Raw genomic sequence first — 16,952 nt, 5'->3', positions numbered from 1 at the left:
ACCCAGGAGACGACATGACCCAACGCAAAGGCATCATCCTGGCCGGCGGTTCCGGCACCCGGCTGTATCCGATCACCAAGGGCGTCAGCAAGCAGCTGCTGCCGGTGTATGACAAGCCGATGATCTATTACCCGCTCAGCGTGCTGATGCTGGCGGGCATCCGCGAGGTGCTGATCATCAACACCCCGCACGAGCAGGCGCTGTTCCAGCAGCTGCTGGGCGACGGCTCGCAGTGGGGCATGGACATCCAGTACGCCGTGCAGCCCAGCCCCGATGGCCTGGCCCAGGCCTACCTGATCGGCCGCGACTTCGTGGCCGGCAAACCGAGCTGCCTGGTGCTGGGCGACAACATCTTCCACGGCCACGGCCTGCGCGAGGTGCTCAAGCGCGCCGATGAGCGCACCGACGGTGCCACCGTGTTCGGCTACTGGGTGAACGACCCGGAACGCTACGGCGTGGCCGAGTTCGACAAGACCGGCAAGGTCATCGACCTGGTCGAGAAGCCGGAGAACCCGCGTTCCAACTATGCGGTGACCGGCCTGTACTTCTATGACGGCAATGCCAGCGCGCACGCAGCCGAACTGAAGCCGTCGCCGCGTGGCGAACTGGAGATCACCGATCTCAACAAGCGCTACCTGGCCGAGGGCAACCTGCACCTGGAAGCGCTGGGCCGCGGCTATGCCTGGCTCGATACCGGCACCCACCAGTCGCTGCTGGAAGCGTCCAACTTCATCGAAACCATCCAGACCCGGCAGGGCCTGCAGGTCTGCTGCCCGGAGGAAATCGCCTTCGGCCAGGGCTGGATCAACGCCGAACAGCTGGAAGCGCTGGCGGCGCCGCTGATCAAGAATGGCTACGGCCAGTACCTGCACAAGCTGGCATTGCGTGGAGTTGTTCCGTGAAAGTGATTGAAACCAAGTTGCCCGGCTGCGTGGTGATCGAACCGGCCGTGTTCGGTGATGCGCGCGGCTATTTCTTCGAGACCTGGAATGCCGAGCGCTTCGCTGCGCTGGGCCTGCCGGATCGCTTCGTGCAGAGCAATGTTTCCACTTCGGCGCAGGGCGTGCTGCGTGGCCTGCATTACCAGTGGCCGCGCCCGCAGGGCAAGCTGGTCAGCGTGCTGGAAGGCGAGGTCTATGACGTGGCCGTCGACATCCGTCGCGGGTCGCCGACCTTCGGCCAGTGGGAAGCGGTGGTGCTGAGTGCGGAGAACAAGAAGCAGTTCTGGATTCCGGAAGGCTTCGCCCACGGCTTTGCCGTGCTGTCCGAGCGTGCGGTGTTCAGCTATCTGTGCACCGAGGTCTACCTGAAGGACTTCGATGCCGGCGTGCGCTGGAACGATGCCGATATCGCCGTGGATTGGCCGATCAGTGCGCCGACGTTGTCGGCCAAGGACGAGAACGCGCCGTTCCTGAAGGACATCGCTGAGGACCGCCTGCCGGTCTACACCCCATGACGGTGCTGGTGTTCGGCGGCAACGGCCAGGTCGGCCAGGAGCTACTGCGCGCGCTGGCGCCGCTGGGTGCAGTGGTCGCCACCACGCGCAGCGGCCAGCTGCCCGATGGCAGTGCCTGTGAGGCGGCCGACTTCGGCCAGCCTGACAGCCTGCCGGCGCTGCTGGATCGCCTGCAGCCGTCGGTGGTGGTGAATGCCGCCGCCTACACGGCGGTGGATCGTGCCGAACAGGACGCTGAGGCCGCGTTCGCGGCCAACGCGCAGGCGCCGGGCGTGATCGCGCGCTGGTGTGCGGCCCACAACGTGCCGTTCGTGCACTACTCGACCGACTACGTGTTCGACGGCCAGGGCACTGCGCCGTATCGCGAAGACGAGCCAACCGCACCGCTGGGCGTGTACGGCACCAGCAAGCGCGACGGCGAGGATGCCGTGCGTGCCGCAGGCGGACGCCATCTGATCTTCCGCACGGCGTGGGTGTATGCCTCGCACGGCGCGAACTTCATGCGCACCATGCTGCGCGTGGGGGCCGAGCGTGACCAGCTGCGGGTGGTGGCTGACCAGATCGGTACGCCGACGCCGGCCGCGCTGATTGCCGATGTCACCGCGCAGGCACTGCAGCATCCGGGCCAGCTGTCGGGCACCTGGCATCTGACTGCCAGTGGCCAGACCAGCTGGCATGGCTTCGCCGAGGCGATCTTCGCGCAGGCATTGGCGACCGGCGTGCTGGCCAAAGTGCCGGCGGTGGAAGCGATTGCCAGTTCCGAGTACCCGACCCCGGCCCAGCGTCCGGCCTGGTCGGTGCTGGACAACCGCAAGCTGCAGCAGGATTTCGGCATCGTGCTGCCGGCGTGGCAGGACGGCCTGAAGCGGGTGATGGCCGAGGTGGCCGCCGCGTAGCGTCGAGCTTGCTCGACTGAGCCTGCACCGTGTGCCGACCAACGGTCGGCACCACCCCCACCAACGGGCGCCGGATCAACTGCGTCCGTAGGTGTCCTCGAAGCGCACGATGTCGTCTTCGCCGAGATAGCTGCCCGACTGCACTTCGATCAGTTCCAGCGGCAGCTTGCCCGGGTTGCGCAGGCGATGGGTCACGCCCAGCGGGATGTAGGTGCTCTGGTTCTCGCTGAGCAGGATCACCTCGTCGCCGCGGGTTACCTCGGCCGTGCCGCTGACCACGATCCAGTGTTCGGCGCGGTGGTGGTGCATCTGCAGGCTCAACGTACCGCCCGGCTTGACCGTGATCCGCTTGACCTGGAAACGCTCGCCGTTGTCGATCGAATCGTAGGCACCCCACGGACGATAGACCTTGCGGTGCCAGGTGGCCTCGCTGCGGCCTTCGGCCTTCAGCTGCGCCACCACCGCCTTGACGTCCTGCATGCGGTCGGCCTTGCCGACCAGCACCGCGTCATCGGTTTCCACCACCACCACATCGTCCAGCCCCACCAGCGCCACCAGGCGCTGCGCGTAGGCGTAGGTGTTGCGGCAATCGATGGCGATCACATCGCCGTGGTGGGCGTTGCCGTCGCCGTCCTGCTGTGAGACATCGCGCAGCGCCGTCCACGAGCCGACGTCATTCCAGCCTGCATCCAGCGGAATCACCACCGCATCGGCGGTCTTTTCCATCACCGCGTAGTCGATTGAATCGGACGGCACCGCGCTGAAGGCATCCTTGTCCAGGCGGGTGAAGTCGGCATCGCGGCGGGCCTGCTGCCAGGCACTGCGGCTGCCGGCCAGCATCGCCGGCTGGAAGCGTTCCAGTTCCTGCAGGTAGCGCGAGGCCTTGAACAGGAACATGCCGCTGTTCCAGTAGTACTGGCCGCTGCTGACATAGCCGCTGGCGGTCTCCAGGTCGGGCTTTTCGACAAAGCGCTCGACTGCACGCACGCCCTGGCCATCGGCCGCCTTGATGTAGCCGTAGCCGGTTTCCGGGCCGGTCGGCACGATGCCGAAGGTGACCAGCTTGCCGGCTTCGGCGGCACCGGCGGCGGCCTGGACCGCCGCGCGGAACGCCGCCTCGTCGGTGATCACGTGGTCGGAGGGCAGCACCAGCAGCAGCGCATCGGCGCCGTCGCGGGTGGCTTCCAGCGCGGCCACGGCGATCGCCGGCGCGGTGTTGCGGCCGACCGGTTCGAGGATGATCGCGGCCGGTTCGGCGCCCACCTGCTGCAGCTGCTCGGCGGCGACGAAGCGGTGCTCTTCGTTGGCGATGACCAGCGGCCCACGCGCGGCGAGCGGCGCCACGCGCTGCCAGGTGGCCTGCAGCATCGTCAGTTCGCCGGCCAGCGGCAGGAACTGCTTCGGGTAGGCCTCGCGCGAAAGCGGCCAAAGGCGGGTGCCGGATCCGCCGGACAGGATGACAGGCTGGAGGCTGCTCATGGTCTTCCCCGGTTACTGCTGGATGAGGCGGGAGAGCTCATCGGTGCGCGCCTGCATCAGCGCGGCATCGCCGCGCGACTCGACGTTCAGGCGCAGCAGCGGCTCGGTGTTGGAACTGCGCAGGTTGAAGCGCCAGTCGCCAAAGTCGGCGCTGATGCCATCGGTGTGGTCCAGCGCCGGCGACTGCGCGGCGAAATGCTCCATCACGCGCGCCACGGCGGCCTTGGCATCGGCCACCTTGAAATTGATCTCGCCGCTGCACGGATAGGCGGCCATGCGGTCCTCCACCCAGTCGGCCAGCGAGCGGCCACTTTCGGAAACCAGTTGTGCGATCAGCAGCCACGGGATCATGCCGGAGTCGGCGTAGGCAAACTCGCGGAAGTAGTGGTGGGCGCTCATCTCGCCGCCGTACACCGCGTCCTCGGCGCGCATCTTCTCCTTGATGAAGGCGTGGCCGCTCTTGCACTGCACCGGCACGCCGCCGGCCTGCTCGACCATGTCCACGGTGTTCCAGACCAGGCGCGGGTCATGCACGATCTTGCCGCCGGGATGGCGCGCCAGGATCGCCTTGGCCAGCAGCCCGACCAGGTAGTAGCCCTCGATGAAGCGGCCGCTGTGGTCGAAGAAGAAGCAACGGTCGAAGTCACCATCCCAGGCGATGCCGAAATCGGCGCCGTGTTCGCGCACCGCGTCGGCGGTGGCGGCGCGGTTTTCCGGCAGCAGCGGGTTGGGGATGCCGTTGGGGAAGCTGCCATCGGGTTCGTGGCAGATGCGGATGAACTCGAACGGCAGGTGCGGGGCGAGCAGATCGACGATGGCACCGGCGCCCCCGTTGCCGGCATTGACCACCAGCTTCAGCGGCTTGAGCTTGCCGGCATCGACGTAGCTCAGCAGGTGATCGATGTAGGCGCTCTTGTCGTGCTGGGCGACCTGGCCGGCGCGCGCGGGCTCGGCCGCAGAGGTATCGGCGGCCACCGCATCGGAGATCGCGAACAGGCCGGTATCGGAGCTGATCGGCCGTGCGTTTTCCTTGACCAGCTTCATGCCGTTGTAATCCATCGGGTTGTGGCTGGCGGTAACCATCACGCCGCCGGCGGCACCCAGATGATCAGTCTGGAAATAGACCTCTTCGGTGCCGCACAGGCCGATGTCGATCACCTCGCGGCCGGTGCCGCGCAGACCGGCCGCCAGCGCGTCCTGCAGTGCCGGGCTGGTCAGGCGCACGTCGTGGCCGAGGACCACTGGGCCCGGCGCGAGCTGCGCGGCCAGGGCCACGCCGATGCGGCGTGCCAGATCTTCGTTCAGTTCTTCCGGCACGCGGCCGCGGATGTCGTAGGCCTTGAAGGCGGGCAGGGGCATCGATCGGATCCTTGGTGAGCTCAGCCCCAGATTGTATTGCCTGCGCTGTATGGGAAGCGTTTCCATGCCGCAACGCCACGTGACCGGTGCAGCGGCTGGCCTAGAATGGGCGCATTACATCAACGAGGTGAGGGCGTAGATGAGCAACCCGGCAACGACCGGCGGCAGGCGCAGCAAGCGCTTTGCCAGCGCGGCCCAGGCGCTGGAGGGCGTGGTCGCCGATGGCCAGACCCTGGCGGTGGGAGGCTTCGGCCTGTGTGGCATTCCCGAGGCGCTGATCGCTGCACTGCGTGACAGCGGCGCCAAGGGCCTGACCGTGATCTCCAACAATGCCGGCGTCGATGGCTTCGGCCTGGGCCAGCTGCTGGAAACGCGGCAGATCAGCAAGATGATTTCGTCCTACGTGGGCGAGAACAAGGAATTCGAGCGGCAGTTCCTGGCCGGTGAGCTGGAGCTGGAGTTCAATCCGCAGGGCACCCTGGCCGAACGCCTGCGTGCCGGCGGCGCGGGCATCCCGGCATTCTTCACCGCCACCGGCTACGGCACGGTGGTGGCCGAAGGCAAGGAAACACGCGAGTTCGACGGCAAGCACTACGTGATGGAAACCGCGCTGCGCGCCGACGTGGCGCTGGTCAAGGCGTGGAAGGCCGACGAAGCCGGCAACCTGGTGTTCCGCAAGACCGCGCGCAATTTCAACCCGGCCTGTGCGATGGCCGGCAAGGTCTGCATCGTGGAAGTGGAGGAGGTGGTGCCGGTGGGCGCCATCGATCCGGACCAGGTGCATCTGCCGGGCATCTACGTGCACCGCATCGTGCACAACGCGCACCCTGAAAAACGCATCGAACAGCGCACCATCCGCGCGGAGGGCAACTGACATGGCGTGGTCCCGTGACGAGATGGCGGCGCGCGCTGCCCAGGAACTGACCGACGGTGCCTACGTGAACCTGGGCATCGGCCTGCCGACCCTGGTCGCCAACCATATCCCCGAGGGCGTGGATGTGTGGCTGCAGTCGGAGAATGGCCTGCTCGGCATCGGCCCGTTCCCCACCGAAGCCGAAGTCGACGCCGACCTGATCAATGCCGGCAAGCAGACCGTCACCGCCCGCGCCGGCGCCAGCTATTTCGGCAGCCACGACAGCTTCGCGATGATCCGCGGTGGCCACGTCAACCTGGCCATCCTCGGCGCCATGCAGGTGACCGACAAGGGCGACCTGGCCAACTGGATGGTGCCCGGCAAGATGGTCAAGGGCATGGGCGGTGCGATGGACCTGGTGGCCGGCGTACAGCGCGTGGTGGTGCTGATGGAGCACACTGCCAAGAACGGCGAACACAAGATCCTGGCCGAATGCACGCTGCCGCTGACCGGCGTGGGCGTGGTCGACCGCATCATCACCGATCTGGCGGTGTTCGATGTCACCGATGACGGATTGCGGCTGGTGGAAGCCGCGCCGGGTGTCGACGATGACGAGCTGAAGGAAAAGACCGGCGTCGCTTTCCAGCGCGCCTGACCCGTACCGGCAGGGGCCCATGCGGGCCCCTGCGTTCAGCTGCGCCGTGCGTAGGCGTAGTCGCCGTCGTCGATGTCGGGCTCGCCCAGGCACGCCGCTGCGCTGACCATGCGCAGCCCGGCCTGCTCGCAACAGGCGCCCAGTGCACGTTCGATGGCATGGGCGAGGGTGCCATCGATCTGGCCGTGTTCAGCCTCGAAGTCACTGCGATACAGGTGTGCGTCCAGCAACGGGCGCAGCGCCCGCAGCCGCCACCACCCCATGCTGCCGGCCGCAAAGCGGCTGGCCTGCAGCGGTTGCCGCAGGCCCAGCCGGGCCTGCAGGCGCGCCAGCGCGGGGCCGTTGCCGCCCACAAAACCGCTCACCGGCAGCAGGTGGCCCTCAGCGGCCACCATGCCCAATGCAGGGTCGGCCTGGAAGGCGGCGTGGAGGCGTGCGGCGCGCCCGCCCTGTACCAGCCGTTGCAGCAGTTCCTGCCGCCATTGATCGCCGTCGGCGCGGTGGGTTGAGCGCTTGGTATGCAGCTTCAGCACCACATCGTGGTGATCCTGGAGCAGCCGCTCGGCCACTTCGAGGAAGGGCAGGATGTCGCGTCCCCGGTTTTCCACCGCGCTGACCTCACCCTGCAGCCCCTGTGCCGACAGCGCCTGCTGGACCGCCTCGACCTGATGCGCCGGCGTGGTCACGATGATCCGCCACGGCAGCGACGCCTCGCGCAGCGCGCCCAGCACCTCCGGCAGCGTTTCCAGATACCAGGCATGGATGTGTACCGCCGGTTGCCGATTCCCGGCCGGTGCCGGTGACAGCGCTTCGCGCGTTGCCTGCAACCAGGCGTGGCCGAGCCGTGCGTCGGGTTCCAGTACGGCGCCTTCGGCCCATTCGTTCCAGGCGTTGATGAAGACCAGGCGCTGGTTCTGCGCTGCCGTCGACAGGCGCTCATGCACGGTACTGCGCAGCCAGTCACGGTAGCCGCGCGGCGAGGCGTGCAGGTACACGCGGCCACGCCCGGAGCGGCGCGCCTCGTTGTCCCACCCGGGGTTCACACCGGGATAGAGCGGATAGTCCGGCAGCGGGCGTGCAGCGATGTCGGCCGCCAGTTCGCGCCAGTCGCGCACATCGCCATGGAACTCCGGGTTGAGCAGCCACTGCTGTGCCGACAACGAGCCGGGATTGCTCATGTTCGGCGGGAACTCGATGGCCGCGTCGAAGCCGATGTCGCGCGGATCCGGACGTTCGAACCCCTGTACGTAGGCCAGATGGATCTCGCCGATGCCGTGGTCGCGGCACCAGCGGCGCCAGCGCTCGCCGGTGGCCTGCGCGTCGGGCAGCAGATTGGGGCGGTAGACCAGCAGCATCGGCAGGCCATCGACCTTCAGGGCGCGGCGGTCGCGCAGGTACGGCGCCACGTGGGCGATGAAGGCCAGATCGTCTTCGGCGCTGTGCTGCTGGCCGATCAGGATGTCTTCGTCGCGGCCATCCCAGCGGCGTGCCCAGTTTTCGTTGGCCCAGCACAGGCAGAACGGCAGTTCGATGCTGTCATCGGCCAGCCACTGGCGCACCGGATCTTCCATCAGGGTGCGGCCGCTGAACCAGTAGAAATAGAAGCAGAACGCGCCGATGCCGTGCTCGGCCGCAAGTTGCGCCTGGTCACGCATTACCTGCCGGTTGCGCAGATCGTAGAAGCCCAGGTCCGCCGGCAGGCGTGGTTGCACGTGCCCTTCAAACTGCGGCAGTGCACGCGTGACGTTGCGCCATTCGGTGAAGCCCTTGCCCCACCACGCGTCATTCTCGGGGAAGGTATGGAACTGCGGCAGGTAGAAGGCGACCAGGGTGGCCGGCAGCGTGGAAGGCAGCGCCTGCGACAGCTGCGGGCGGTAACCGATGGCCGCCTCGTCGGCGCGCCAGCGCAGTTGCGCGTTGGCCGGCGCACGCTCGGCATCGCGCTGGCCCCGCGGCGGCGGCGGCACCCAATCGGCATGCCGCGCCAGCAGCCGCGCGCGCAACCGGTCGCGCTGTGCCTGTGGCAGCGGCAGCGCCCGGAACGCGGCGCGCAGCAGCGGGTACAGTGTCTGGCGCAGGCTCATCGGGGGTGGTACCAGGACGGCAGGCGGAACACGGGGATCGGCATCGGGGCAACGGTCATGCGGGCATTTTCAGCGCTGGCGGCCGTGACGGCAAACACCGGCATGCTAGCGTGTGGCCATGCTCTTCCCTCACCACCTGCCCGATGCCGATGTCCAGCACCTGCCGGGCTGGCTGGCCGCTGCCCGGGCCGATACCCTGATGGCCGGGCTGCAGGCCAACGTGCCCTGGGAGGTGCATCGCATCCGCATGTTCGGCCACTGGGTGGACTCGCCACGGCTGAGCTGCTGGATCGGCGACCCACAGGCCCGCTATCGCTACTCCGGCGCTGACTTCGTGCCGCAGCCTTGGCCGCCTGCGCTGCAGGCTCTGCGTGAGCAGCTGCAGGCCGAAGGTGTCGGTCGCTTCAACAGCGTGCTGCTGAACCGCTACCGCAGTGGCGGCGATTACATGGGCTGGCACAGCGACGACGAACCGGAGCTGGGGCCGGCACCGGTGATCGCCTCGCTGACCCTCGGTGCAGCACGGCGCTTCCTGCTGCGCCGGCGCGATGATCCGGCGCGCAAGGCCGAATTCGTGCTGGGCCACGGCGACCTGCTGGTGATGGCCGGGCCGACCCAGCGCTATTACCAGCATGCGCTGCCGAAGATGGCGCGGGTGCAGGGCGAGCGCATCAACCTGACGTTCCGCTGGATCACGCCGCGCGGGTGAGGGCGGGGTCAGCGCAGATGGGGTCAGAGCCCTTTCGCGCTGCGGAAGGGATCCGACCCCGCTACGCTTCAGCGCTTGCTGCCGGCGTCCGCCTGGCCGCTGGTGAGGGTCCAGCCGACCACGTCCTGCGCCAGCTGCTGCAGGCCGCGTTCGAAGGCGGCGGTCACCGCCGGCACGTCCGTGCTGCCGACCGGTTGTGCCTGGCGGAACGTGCGGTCGGCGACCACACGCTGGTCGGCCACGTGGATCAGCTTGGCGTTGAGCTCGATCACCACTGTCGGCGTGGCCTGCCCCTGATAGTCCGATTCGAAGCGGCGCACGTCGGTGGACAGCTTGTAGTCGGCACGGATGCCGGCAGCGCTGCGGGCCACCCCACCGATGCGGCCGGAGTCCTCGAAGCCGCGCAGAAGGGTGTCTTCGATCATGTCGGTGGCCGGCTGCGCCCAGCTGGCACCCTTGTAGATCTCCAGCTGCGAAGGCGTCGGCCGCACATTGATGCGCGGGCTGTCGACCATGCGTGCGGCGCTGGGCTTGGCCAGCACCAGCTGCCAGCTGGCCTGCGGCCACGACGGATCGGCCTTGACCTGCACGGCCGGCGAGTACAGCGTCACCGCCGTTTTCTCGCTGCTGCCCAGGATGGAGCAGCCACCCAGCAGGGTGACCATCGAAGCGGCCAGCAGCAGGCGCGGAAGCGGCATCGGGTTCATTTGGGTTCGAACTCCTTCGGTGCGTCGCGGCCCAGCAGGTAGCGCGCGGGGTTGTTCTCGAGGCGGTCGCTGACCCGGCGCAGGTCGCGGATCAGGCCGCGCAGTTCGGTCAGGGTCGGGCCCAGCTGGCCCAGGCCATCGTTGGCGAAGCTGTTGATGGCCGCGCGGTTCTCGCCCAGGATCGAATCGGCGTTGCCGGCCGCCGAATCGAGCTTGGCCAGGGTCGCGTCGAGCTTGTCGATGATGCCCGGCAGCTGCTGCACCAGGTTCTTGTCCAGGCGCTCGATGGTGCCGTTGGTGGTCTTCAGCGTGGTATCCAGGCTGCGCGCGGCATCACGCGCGCTGAGCAGCAGCGCCTGGGTGCCCTGGTCGCGGTCGGCCAGGCCCCCACTGATGGTTTCCAGGTTGGCCAGGGTGGCGTTGATCGAGGCCACGTTGCGGTCGCTGAGAATCTGGTCCATGCGCTCGACGATGCGGTTGGCCACATCGGTGATGTTCTGCAGCGCCGAGGGCGTGGTCGGGATGATCGGTGCCGGGTCCTTGTTGACCGTGGTCAGCGCCGGCGACTGCGGCGTGCCGCCACTGAGCTGGATGATCGACGGCCCGGTCAGGCTGGTGATCGCCAGCTTGGCGCGGGTATCGGTCTTGACCGGCGTGGTCGAATTGAGGCGGATGCGCGCGACCACCTGGCGCGGGTCATCGGGAACCAGGTTCAGCTCGGTGATCGAGCCGACCGCGATGCCGTTGTACTGCACCGGGCTGCCGACCGACAGGCCGGTCACCGCCTCGCGGAACACCACGCGGTATTCCTGCCAGGTGCGGTCGGATGAGTACTTGGCCGCCCACAGGCCGAAGGCCAGCAGGGCCAGGCCGGTGATCAGGGTGAACGCGCCGATCAGCACGTAGTTGGCTTTGGTTTCCATGGCTCAGGCACTCTCGATCTGTTCGCCGCGCGCGGCACGCGCACGCGGTCCGTGGAAGTATTCCTGGATCCACGGATGATCCAGTTTCTCGATGTCAGGCAGCGGTGCGTTGGCGACCACCTTGCGGTCGGCCAGCACGGCGACGCGGTCGCAGATGGCGTACAGCGTGTCCAGGTCATGGGTGATCAGGAACACGGTCAGCCCCAGTGCTTCCTGCAGGGTCTTGATCAGGCGGTCGAATGCCGCCGCACCAATCGGATCCAGGCCGGCGGTGGGCTCATCCAGGAACAACAGCGGTGGATCCAGTGCCAGCGCACGTGCCAGCCCGGCGCGCTTGCGCATGCCGCCGGACAGCTGCGAGGGCAGCTTGTTGATCGCATCGGCCGACAGGCCGGCCAGCTTCACCTTCAACAGCGCCAGTTCGTAGTGCCAGCGCTCGGGCAGCTCGCGGTGGTGCTCCTTCAGCGGCACCTGCACGTTCTCGCCCACGGTCAGCGAGGAGAACAGGGCGCCATCCTGGAACAGCACGCCGGTGTTGCGCTCGATGTGCAGGCGGCTTTCGGCATCGTCGGCACGCGCGTTGCGGCCGAGCACTTCGATCTGCCCCGCATCGGGCGTACGCAGGCCGAGGATGGAGCGCATCAACACCGACTTGCCGGTACCCGAACCCCCGACCACGCCGAGGATTTCGCCACGGCGCACGTCCAGGTCCAGGTCTTCGTGCACGGTCTGGCTGCCGAAGCGGTTGACCAGCCCGCGCACGCGGATGGCCAGCTCGTGGCCGTCGCCATCGCGCATGTCGAGGGTTTCGGTGGCAGGCGATGTGGTCATCTCACCAGTCCATGTGCATGAACCACAACGCCGCGAAGGCGTCGATGATGATCACCAGCGAGATGGTCTGCACCACGCTGGAGGTGGTGCGTTCACCCACCGACTGCGCGGTGCCTTCCACCTTCAGCCCTTCCAGGCAGCCGATCAGGCCGATCACCAGCGCGAACACCGGTGCCTTGGACAGGCCGACCAGCATGTGCCGCACTTCCATCGTCTCGTGCATGCGCGCGATGTACATCTGTGGCGGAATATCCAGGTCGAACGCACCCACGGTGATGCCGCCGGCCAGGCCGGCGATCATCGCGATGAAGGTCAGCAGCGGCAGCGTGACCAGCAGTGCCAGCAGGCGCGGCAGCACCAGCAGATCGACCGGGTCCAGCCCCAGCGTACGCATCGCATCGATCTCCTCGCGTGCCTTCATCGCACCGATCTGCGCGGTGAACGCACTGGCGGTGCGGCCGGCCAGCACGATCGCGGTCAGCAGCACGGCGAACTCGCGCAGGAAGGCGATGTTCACCAGCTCCACCACATAGATCTCCGCGCCGAAGTCACGCAGGATGGTGGAGCCGAGGAAGGCGATGACCGCGCCGACCAGGTAGGACAGCAGCGCCACCAATGGCACCGCATCCAGGCCCACCTGTTCCATCTGGTGCACGGTGGCGGTGAGCCGGAACCGGCGCGGTTCCTTGACCAGGCGTGCGGCCTTGACCAGGTTCTCGCCGAGGAAGCTGCACAGCGCCTTGATGTTGTGGCCGGTGGCATGCACGCTGACACCAAGGCGCTCCAGCGCGGCCAGCACGCCGAAATCGCGCTTGGGTTTGGGCCGGTCGTCGGCCACTTCCTCGATGGTGCACACCAGCGCCTGATGATCCGGACGGAACTGCAGGGCCTCTTCGCCCAGGTCGGCGCGATGGGCCACACGCAGTACCTGCAGTACGCCGGCCGAGTCCAGCTGTTCGATGCCGGTGGCATCGATGCCGGTCAGCTTGTCGGGAACGCCATGCAGGACCTCGGCCGCGGCCAGCGCGGTCTTCAAGGTCCAGGTGCCGGACAGGTGGATCAGGCCCGGATCATGGGCGTCCTGCTCGAGCTGGGGGGCGTGGTTCGGGGTCACGTGGGCCATTCGGATCGCAGCATAACCGTTCTGTAGCGGGCGTCGGGTCGAACCCGGCTGAATTTATCCGGCAGGGCCCGGCGTAGGTAATACTACGGCGCATGTCCGCAGACGCTCACACGATCCCCACGCCCCAGGCCACCTACGCACAGCGCGTGGCCTTCGTTTCCGAGATCGCCGGACGCCTGCACAGCTATGGCACCACGGCCCAGCGCCTGGAAACGGCGGTGGTGGCACTGGCACGCCAGCTCGATCTGGATTGTGAACCGTGGTCGAATCCCACCGGTATCATCCTCAGCTTCAGTGACCCGGCACAGGCGATCGGTTCCAGCGACATCACCCGGGTGATCCGCCTGGCTCCCGGCGAGAACGACCTGCACAAGCTCAGCGTGGCCGACCGCATCGCCGAGGAAGTGTCCAACGGCCGGATGAGCATCGCCCAGGGCCACACGGCGCTGCGCCAGCTGGACAAGGATCCGGGACGGCGCGGCAAGCTGCGCACCATCCTGTCCTTCAGCCTGGGCGCGGCCGGCGTGGCCGGCATGTGGAAACTGCCGTGGCTGGACATCGCCACCGCCGGTGTCATCGGCCTGATGATCGGCCTGCTCGGCATGGTCACCGACCGTCGCCCGGCCACCCGCGAGGCGGCCGAGGCGCTGGCCGCGCTGCTGGCCGGCATGGTCGCCACGCTGGTGGCTTCCTTCATCGGTGCGCTCAACCTCAACACCGTGATCATCGCCTCGCTGGTGGTGCTGCTGCCCGGCATGTCGTTGACCAACGCGGTCAACGAACTGGCCAGCCAGCATTGGGTATCGGGCACGGCGCGCTTCGCCGGCGCGCTGACCACCATCATGAAGCTCAGTGTCGGCGCGATGATCGCGGTGACCCTGGCCGATGTGCTCGGCCTGGACCCGGTGATCCGCGCCGCGCGGCCGCAGGGGCCGTGGGTGGAGTGGGGCTCGCTGCTGACCGCGGCATTCGCCTTTGCGATGCTGTTCAAGGCCAACCGTCGCGACTATCCATGGGTGATCGCCGCGTCGGTGGCCGGCTATGCCATCTCCAAGTTCGGTGGCCATGCCTGGGGTGCACCGGCGGGCATCTTCCTGTCGGCGATGCTGCTGACCGCCGGCGGCAACCTGTTCGGCCGCCTGGTCGGCCGCCCGGGCGCGATCATCCGCCTGCCCGGCATCATCATGATGGTGCCCGGCAGCACCAGCCTGCGCGGCGTGCTGACCCTGGTCCAGCAGCAGGACGTGGGTGCCGGGCAAAGCGTGTTCCTCACCGTGCTCAACGTGGTGATGGCGCTGGTGGCCGGCCTGCTGTTCGGCAACCTGCTGATGCCGGCCCGCAAAACCCTGTGATGATGTCGGTGGGTGTGGACCGTTGGTCCACACGCCGAAGAATGAAAAACGCCGGCTTTCGCCGGCGTTTTCCCACTGCTTTCCGATCCGGCCTCAGGCCTTCTTGATCAGGAAATCTTCCGGCTTCTTGTTGCCCTTGGCGGTCAGCTCGGCCATCCAGCGCGGCTGCTTGCCACGGCCGGTCCAGGTTTCCTTCGGGTTGGCCGGGTTGCGGTACTTCGGCGCCACCTTGCCCAGCTTGCGGCCGGCGGTCTTGGACGGCGCCTTGGCGGCCTTGGCCACCTTGCGCGCGCGCGGTGCCGGGGCGTCGCCGAACAGTTCCTCGATCGTGTAACCCTCGGTCTTGGCCAGCTTGGTCAGCTGGGCGCGAACCTTGGTGATCGGCCGGCGCTTGGCAACGATGGTCTGCTGCTTCTTCGCGGTGCGGATCAGGGCGCCCAGCTCGCGTGCCGACAGGCCGGTCAGGTCAATGCTCATTTACGGTTACTCCAGAAACTAATGTGTGGACGGGACGAGCCAGTCCATGGCGTCGCGGGACAGAATAGAGATGAATTATTCCAAGCACAAATACTGCCGGGACAGGTCTTGGCGACCTGCCGGCTGCAACGCGGGCATTTTGACCGGATTATGTCTGCTGCCATATTCCGGCGGGCCGGTCACCGGCAAAAAAAGACCGGGGCATGCCCCGGTCCAGTGTGCCGATCAGCCCTGCAGGCGCTGCAGCAGGGAGGCCTTGTCCAGGCTCTCGGCTTCGCTGGCGCGGCGCGAACGGTACTCGTAGGTACCTGCAGCCAGGCCTCGTTCGCTGACCACCACGCGGTGCGGAATACCGATCAGTTCCATGTCGGCGAACATCGCGCCCGGGCGCAGGCCACGGTCATCGAGCGCCGCATCCAGGCCGGCGTCGCGCAGTTCCTGCAGCAGGCTGGCCGCCGCTTCGGCCACCGCAGCGTCACCCTTCGGGTTGATCACGCACACCACCACCTGCCACGGTGCCATCGCGTCCGGCCAGATGATGCCGGCATCGTCATGGTTCTGTTCAATTGCGGCAGCCACCACGCGCGAGATGCCGATGCCATAGCACCCCATCGCCATCACCGCGGCCTTGCCGTTCTCGTCCAGCACGGTGGCATCGAGTGCTTCGGCGTACTTGCGGCCGAGCTGGAACACGTGGCCGACTTCGATGCCGCGGGCGATCTTCAGTTCGCCACCGTCCAGCGCCCGGTCACCGGCACGCACGTTGCGGATGTCGGCCACTTCCGGTTCCGGCAGATCGCGGCCCCAGTTGACGCCGGCCAGGTGGAAGCCGGCTTCGTTGGCGCCGACGACGAAGTCGGACATCGCCGCCACTTCGCGATCGGCGACCACGCGGATGGCCTTGGCCGGGGCGACCGGGCCGAGGAAGCCGGGCACGCTGCCCAGGTACTCGGCGATCTCCGCTTCGCTGGCGAAGCGCTGTTCGTCCAGACCGGCCACCTTGGCCAGCTTGATCTCGTTGACCTCATGGTCGCCGCGCACCAGCACCAGCACGAACTGCTGCGCCTGGCCTTCGCCGGCGACCAGCGCCACCGACTTCACGGTGCGCTGCAGGTCGATGCCGAGCAGGGCGGCGACGTCCTCGCAGGTCTTCTGGGTGGGCGTGTCGACCTTGCGCATGGCTTCGGTGGCGGCCGCACGCGGCGCCGGATCGGCCGCGATCGCCGCTTCCATGTTGGCCGCGTAATCCGAGCCGGTGGAGAACACCAGTGCGTCTTCGCCGGAATCGGCGATCACGTGGAATTCCTGCGAGGCATCGCCGCCGATCGCACCGGAATCGGCCTGCACCATGCGGAAGTCCAGGCCCAGGCGGGTGAAGATGCGGCTGTAGGCCGACTTCATGTTTTCGTATTCGCGCACCAGGCATTCATCGTGCAGGTGGAACGAATAGGCGTCCTTCATCAGGAACTCGCGCGAACGCATCACGCCGAAGCGCGGGCGGATCTCGTCGCGGAACTTGGTCTGCACCTGGTAGAAATTCACCGGCAGCTGCTTGTAGCTGGACAGCTCGCTGCGCGCGAAGTCGCAGGCTGCTTCCTCGGCGGTCGGGCTGTAGCAGAACACCTGGTCCTTGCGGTCCTTGATCTTCAGCAGCTGCGGGCCGAACTTCTGCCAGCGCCCGGTCTGCTCCCACAGTTCCTTCGGCTGGATGGTGGGGATCTGGAATTCCACCGCGCCGGCACGGTCCATTTCCTCGCGCACGATGCGTTCGACCTTGCGCAGCACGCGCAGGCCCAGCGGCGACCAGGTGTACAGGCCGGAGGCGAGCTTGCGGATCATCCCCGCGCGCAGCATCAGCCGGTGGCTGGTCAGCTCGGCGTCGCTGGGGGTTTCCTTGGTGGTGTGCAGGTGGAACTGGGAGAGGCGCATCGTCGGCTTCGGATAACGGCAGAGTCGCCTATTCTGCCAGCCCGGCCGGGGTGGGGGTACTGGCAGGGCTGCGCCCTGCACCCGCCTCAAGCAACGTCAACTGCAACTGCCGAAGCAAC

The 16,952-nt window shown here is 67.4% G+C and carries 16 protein-coding genes; 7 read left to right on the top strand and 9 right to left on the bottom strand.

Annotated elements, in window-relative coordinates; genetic code table 11:
- The first annotated feature begins 14 nt into the window (after positions 1-14).
- The 3 genes from rfbA to rfbD are packed head-to-tail and all read left to right on the top strand — an operon-like array spanning position 15 to position 2,352.
- The gene (gene rfbA / locus LZ605_RS12955; protein ID WP_249841996.1) at positions 15-902 is read left to right on the top strand and encodes a glucose-1-phosphate thymidylyltransferase RfbA; all 888 of its coding nucleotides are present in this window, start codon (positions 15-17) and stop codon (positions 900-902) included.
- Positions 899-1,456 carry a dTDP-4-dehydrorhamnose 3,5-epimerase gene (gene rfbC / locus LZ605_RS12950; protein WP_249841995.1) on the top strand — a complete coding sequence of 186 codons (558 nt, stop codon included), beginning with the start codon at positions 899-901 and terminating at the stop codon, positions 1,454-1,456. Before rfbA ends, rfbC begins: the two co-directional genes overlap by 4 nt.
- Positions 1,453-2,352, top strand: coding sequence for a dTDP-4-dehydrorhamnose reductase (gene rfbD / locus LZ605_RS12945; RefSeq protein WP_249841994.1), 900 nt, complete (start codon positions 1,453-1,455; stop codon positions 2,350-2,352). Before rfbC ends, rfbD begins: the two co-directional genes overlap by 4 nt.
- Positions 2,353-2,427: 75 nt before the next feature.
- Here the strand turns inward: rfbD and LZ605_RS12940 are convergent, their stop codons facing one another.
- Complete coding sequence (locus tag LZ605_RS12940) at positions 2,428-3,831, bottom strand: mannose-1-phosphate guanylyltransferase/mannose-6-phosphate isomerase (RefSeq protein WP_249841993.1); 1,404 nt, start codon at positions 3,829-3,831, stop codon at positions 2,428-2,430.
- A gap of 12 nt (positions 3,832-3,843) precedes the next feature.
- Positions 3,844-5,190, bottom strand: a complete 1,347-nt coding sequence (locus LZ605_RS12935; protein ID WP_249841992.1) for a phosphomannomutase — start codon at positions 5,188-5,190, stop codon at positions 3,844-3,846.
- A gap of 139 nt (positions 5,191-5,329) precedes the next feature.
- Between LZ605_RS12935 and LZ605_RS12930 the strand changes: the two genes are divergently transcribed.
- Complete coding sequence (locus tag LZ605_RS12930; RefSeq protein WP_249841991.1) at positions 5,330-6,064, top strand: CoA transferase subunit A; 735 nt, start codon at positions 5,330-5,332, stop codon at positions 6,062-6,064.
- A gap of 1 nt (position 6,065) precedes the next feature.
- Positions 6,066-6,698: a CoA transferase subunit B gene (locus tag LZ605_RS12925; RefSeq protein ID WP_249841990.1), complete on the top strand. Its 633-nt coding sequence runs from the start codon at positions 6,066-6,068 to the stop codon at positions 6,696-6,698.
- Positions 6,699-6,733: 35 nt separating this feature from the next.
- On the opposite strand, the gene LZ605_RS12920 is transcribed toward LZ605_RS12925, so the two are convergent.
- Positions 6,734-8,782 carry a glycoside hydrolase family 99-like domain-containing protein gene (locus LZ605_RS12920; protein ID WP_249841989.1) on the bottom strand — a complete coding sequence of 683 codons (2,049 nt, stop codon included), beginning with the start codon at positions 8,780-8,782 and terminating at the stop codon, positions 6,734-6,736.
- Positions 8,783-8,900: 118 nt separating this feature from the next.
- Between LZ605_RS12920 and LZ605_RS12915 the strand changes: the two genes are divergently transcribed.
- Positions 8,901-9,491 (top strand): alpha-ketoglutarate-dependent dioxygenase AlkB family protein, encoded by a 591-nt coding sequence (locus LZ605_RS12915; protein WP_249841988.1) that lies wholly within the window; start codon positions 8,901-8,903, stop codon positions 9,489-9,491.
- Positions 9,492-9,559: 68 nt separating this feature from the next.
- Here LZ605_RS12915 and LZ605_RS12910 read toward each other — a convergent pair whose 3' ends face one another.
- Genes LZ605_RS12910 through LZ605_RS12895 form a run of 4 tightly spaced genes read right to left on the bottom strand, consistent with a single transcriptional unit; the run spans position 9,560 to position 13,075 of the window.
- On the bottom strand, positions 9,560-10,198 hold the full coding sequence (locus tag LZ605_RS12910) for an ABC-type transport auxiliary lipoprotein family protein (protein WP_249841987.1): 639 nt from the start codon (positions 10,196-10,198) through the stop codon (positions 9,560-9,562).
- Complete coding sequence (locus LZ605_RS12905; RefSeq protein ID WP_057496696.1) at positions 10,195-11,121, bottom strand: MlaD family protein; 927 nt, start codon at positions 11,119-11,121, stop codon at positions 10,195-10,197. The genes LZ605_RS12910 and LZ605_RS12905 overlap by 4 nt, the downstream gene beginning before the upstream one ends.
- Before the next feature lie 3 nt (positions 11,122-11,124).
- On the bottom strand, positions 11,125-11,952 hold the full coding sequence (locus LZ605_RS12900; RefSeq protein WP_249841986.1) for an ABC transporter ATP-binding protein: 828 nt from the start codon (positions 11,950-11,952) through the stop codon (positions 11,125-11,127).
- Position 11,953: 1 nt separating this feature from the next.
- Positions 11,954-13,075, bottom strand: a complete 1,122-nt coding sequence (locus tag LZ605_RS12895) for an MlaE family ABC transporter permease (RefSeq protein WP_107232264.1) — start codon at positions 13,073-13,075, stop codon at positions 11,954-11,956.
- A 92-nt stretch (positions 13,076-13,167) separates the two neighbouring features.
- Here LZ605_RS12895 and LZ605_RS12890 point away from each other — a divergent pair, with 92 nt between their 5' ends.
- A complete protein-coding gene (locus LZ605_RS12890) occupies positions 13,168-14,427 on the top strand; it encodes a threonine/serine ThrE exporter family protein (protein WP_057496693.1) in 1,260 nt (419 codons plus the stop codon).
- 93 nt (positions 14,428-14,520) lie between these two features.
- On the opposite strand, the gene LZ605_RS12885 is transcribed toward LZ605_RS12890, so the two are convergent.
- Both LZ605_RS12885 and LZ605_RS12880 read right to left on the bottom strand, forming a co-directional pair.
- Entirely contained in the window at positions 14,521-14,904 is a 384-nt protein-coding gene (locus LZ605_RS12885; protein ID WP_049398421.1) for an H-NS family nucleoid-associated regulatory protein, read from the bottom strand.
- A gap of 225 nt (positions 14,905-15,129) precedes the next feature.
- Positions 15,130-16,833 (bottom strand): proline--tRNA ligase, encoded by a 1,704-nt coding sequence (locus LZ605_RS12880; RefSeq protein WP_249841985.1) that lies wholly within the window; start codon positions 16,831-16,833, stop codon positions 15,130-15,132.
- Positions 16,834-16,952: the final 119 nt, after the last annotated feature.

This window comes from Stenotrophomonas maltophilia, assembly GCF_023518235.1.
In the GTDB taxonomy this organism is placed as follows: Bacteria; Pseudomonadota; Gammaproteobacteria; order Xanthomonadales; family Xanthomonadaceae; genus Stenotrophomonas.
The sequence above is the reverse complement of the archived record's forward strand: the minus strand, read 5'-3'. Positions and strand labels throughout refer to the sequence as shown.

Coding starts and splice junctions, on each gene's coding strand:
- rfbA (WP_249841996.1), top strand. CDS start 15: ATGACCCAACGCAAAGGCATCATCCTGGCCGGCGGTTCCGGCACCCGG.
- rfbD (WP_249841994.1), top strand. CDS start 1,453: ATGACGGTGCTGGTGTTCGGCGGCAACGGCCAGGTCGGCCAGGAGCTA.
- LZ605_RS12940 (WP_249841993.1), bottom strand. CDS start 3,831: ATGAGCAGCCTCCAGCCTGTCATCCTGTCCGGCGGATCCGGCACCCGC.
- LZ605_RS12935 (WP_249841992.1), bottom strand. CDS start 5,190: ATGCCCCTGCCCGCCTTCAAGGCCTACGACATCCGCGGCCGCGTGCCG.
- LZ605_RS12930 (WP_249841991.1), top strand. CDS start 5,330: ATGAGCAACCCGGCAACGACCGGCGGCAGGCGCAGCAAGCGCTTTGCC.
- LZ605_RS12925 (WP_249841990.1), top strand. CDS start 6,066: ATGGCGTGGTCCCGTGACGAGATGGCGGCGCGCGCTGCCCAGGAACTG.
- LZ605_RS12920 (WP_249841989.1), bottom strand. CDS start 8,782: ATGAGCCTGCGCCAGACACTGTACCCGCTGCTGCGCGCCGCGTTCCGG.
- LZ605_RS12915 (WP_249841988.1), top strand. CDS start 8,901: ATGCTCTTCCCTCACCACCTGCCCGATGCCGATGTCCAGCACCTGCCG.
- LZ605_RS12910 (WP_249841987.1), bottom strand. CDS start 10,198: ATGAACCCGATGCCGCTTCCGCGCCTGCTGCTGGCCGCTTCGATGGTC.
- LZ605_RS12905 (WP_057496696.1), bottom strand. CDS start 11,121: ATGGAAACCAAAGCCAACTACGTGCTGATCGGCGCGTTCACCCTGATC.
- LZ605_RS12900 (WP_249841986.1), bottom strand. CDS start 11,952: ATGACCACATCGCCTGCCACCGAAACCCTCGACATGCGCGATGGCGAC.
- LZ605_RS12895 (WP_107232264.1), bottom strand. CDS start 13,075: ATGGCCCACGTGACCCCGAACCACGCCCCCCAGCTCGAGCAGGACGCC.
- LZ605_RS12890 (WP_057496693.1), top strand. CDS start 13,168: ATGTCCGCAGACGCTCACACGATCCCCACGCCCCAGGCCACCTACGCA.
- LZ605_RS12885 (WP_049398421.1), bottom strand. CDS start 14,904: ATGAGCATTGACCTGACCGGCCTGTCGGCACGCGAGCTGGGCGCCCTG.
- LZ605_RS12880 (WP_249841985.1), bottom strand. CDS start 16,833: ATGCGCCTCTCCCAGTTCCACCTGCACACCACCAAGGAAACCCCCAGC.